Below are 2,353 nucleotides of genomic sequence, written 5' to 3'. Positions count from 1 at the left end.
GTGCGGGTCATGGTGACCTCGCTCGGGGTGTGGTGCGGGCGCCGCGGTCAGGCTCCCGGCCAGCCGCGGTGAAGGATAGGCGAGTTGCTACTTCGTGTTGGAGTCCGGGTTCTTCTTCCGGGGCGGGATCGGGTCGCCGGGCTTCCAAGGCTTGCCGTCCGGGCCGTAGATGATGCTGTCGCCGGGGTTGCTGACGAACCGGTCGAGCCGGTCGTCCTTGGGCGGTGGCGGGTTCTCTGACATGGGCTGATTCTACTGCTGGGAGCCGACGATGCGGGCTTTCGCGTAGCGGACCGGGCGGCCGTTGGCGTCAGTGCGAGTCTCGTCGGAGAAGAACTCGAAGACCGTGTTCCGAGGGAGGAGGACTTCGTTCTGTCCTGGGAACTGGGTGCCGAGTGCCTCGACGGGGAGGACCTTGGATCCGGCCGGTATTTCGACTTCGACGATCATTCGTGTTGCTGTTGGTGGTCCGAAGCGGGTGAAGTCCTCGGCGACGCTGACGTCGGTGGTCATGGAACGGAAGCCGAGGTCTCTGTCTCGGAAGCCGGTGGCGTCGGGGGGGAGGAAGCGCTCGACGTGGCGGAGCCCGCGGTGCACGCTGATTGGCCGTGTCGTCTGTGGGACGGCGTCGAATGCTGCGTCGAGGTCGGCCACTACGTGGGCGATATCCGGGTTATCGCTCAGGGTGCGGGCGCGGAGTGTGGGGTTGATCGGTGAGCGGGGGCCGCTGTAGGCCCATACGGCCCGTCGCGAGGCTTCGGGGATGCGGCTGGCGTCTGCCAGGCCGACGAGGTACCGGTCGGCATCCTTGCCTCGGAGCGTCCCGGAGGGGAGTGGCCGCCAGCCGGTGTTGCGTGCGCGGTTGTGGCGGGCGAGCTCGGCGAGCTTCTTCCGGGTCTTCTCGTGGACCGCGCAGATCGGCATGCCGGGGGCTGCGGGGTTCTTGCAGCGTGTTCCGCGGAGGGTGAGGGCGCCACACGGCCGCGGAACACGCATGGACGGCGCTCCGGGGCGGTCGCACTGCTAGGGCAACGATGCGGGCACCTGGCGCCGCAGCGGATGGGACGGGACGTGCGGGCGCCGCGGTCAGACTCTCGGCTTGGGCGGATGGTGTTTTCCGGTTGGGGGTTTACGGGCAGGGCTCCGGCAAGAAAGCGATCTGTCCACTTCGTCCGTTCGACGGTCCGACTGCAGATGGCCTGGTCTGAAGCGGTTCCGGTGGTCGGGCGACCGCCCGCCGGGCCGCCCCGGGACCACCGAAACCGGGACAGATCGCGAACGTGCCGGAGCCCTGGGTTTACGGGTCCGGTGTGTTTTTGTCTGGGGGGCTTGTCGGCTGGTCCCGGTCAGCGGGCTGGAGGATTTCGATGTCGCCGGGTTTCCAGGTGAACCGTTCGGGTCGGACTGTCTGCGAGTCGGGCTGGTCGCGGTCTGGACGGTCTGGGTTGTCAGATGATGACATTGATCTCTATCTCCCGACTGGAGTTGATCTTCGTGTCGGTGACTATCTCGAAGACGGTATCGCGCGGGAGGAGGATCTCGTTTTCTTCGGGATGCCGGGATTTGAAGGCCGGGGGTGCTGGTGGGATGAGGGACAACACCTTCGCCCCAGCAGGGATTGTGATCTTCAGTGTGGCGGTGTCGTAGCCGCTGCTGAAGCCGGCCGCAATGTGGTCACTGATAGTGGTGGAGACGAAGCCGTGGTCACGGAAGACAAAACCGTCCGCTGGCGGCTCACCTGCGATGTCTGTGACCGATCCGATGCCGCGGATGACAGTGATGGGCTGGTCGAGAGGCACAACCTGTTCGAATGCGTCGTCAAGGTCGGCCATGATGCGCGCCGTGTCTGCGCTGGACTCGCCTCCGTGACGCAACACGTCGTTGATCTCATAGTTAGCGCCGCTGGCCCATGCTGTGACCGCTGTACGGTGACGGTCCTCAAACCGATCCTGGGATCGGGTCATGTGGCTGGCCATTAGATCGCGGATGTCGTCGTGGTCGGTGAGAGGGCGGCTTTCCAGGGTCGGATCAGGTATGCGGCTGGGCGTTGGCGGTGCGGGTGGTGCTGGCAGGATGGGGGTGGCTGCCTTTCCTGCCAGGGTGCCGAGTTTCGGTTTGCTGGGCCGTGGCTTCGCCGAGCCGAGACCGGCGGCGACCTGCCGGCCTTTGCTGGTGAGTGCCGGGCGGCCATCGGGGCCTGCTGCTACAAGACCGTCGGCCTGTGCTTTCTCGATGGTTGCCCGGATGGCTTTCGCATTGGGGTCGGCGGCGAGGCGCTGGGCATAGCCGCCGATCGTCTTCTTCGCTCCCGAGCGGTAGGGGGCGATGTCGGCTTCGGACAGGCCGTCTGATT

The 2,353-nt window shown here is 66.1% G+C and carries 3 protein-coding genes; all 3 read right to left on the bottom strand.

The window, feature by feature from the left end; genetic code table 11:
- Positions 1-87: 87 nt before the first annotated feature.
- The gene (locus AC08OO_RS22330; protein ID WP_476619031.1) at positions 88-243 is read right to left on the bottom strand and encodes a hypothetical protein; all 156 of its coding nucleotides are present in this window, start codon (positions 241-243) and stop codon (positions 88-90) included.
- Positions 244-252: 9 nt separating this feature from the next.
- Positions 253-996 (bottom strand): ADP-ribosyltransferase, encoded by a 744-nt coding sequence (locus tag AC08OO_RS22325; RefSeq protein WP_476619030.1) that lies wholly within the window; start codon positions 994-996, stop codon positions 253-255.
- Positions 997-1,448: 452 nt separating this feature from the next.
- On the bottom strand, positions 1,449-2,353 hold a 905-nt coding region (locus tag AC08OO_RS22320), incomplete at its 5' end, for an ADP-ribosyltransferase (RefSeq protein ID WP_476619029.1).

It is taken from the genome of Frankia sp. CeCAU1 (assembly GCF_977971845.1).
Note: the sequence above shows the minus strand (reverse complement) of the source record. Positions and strands in the feature narration are given on the sequence as shown.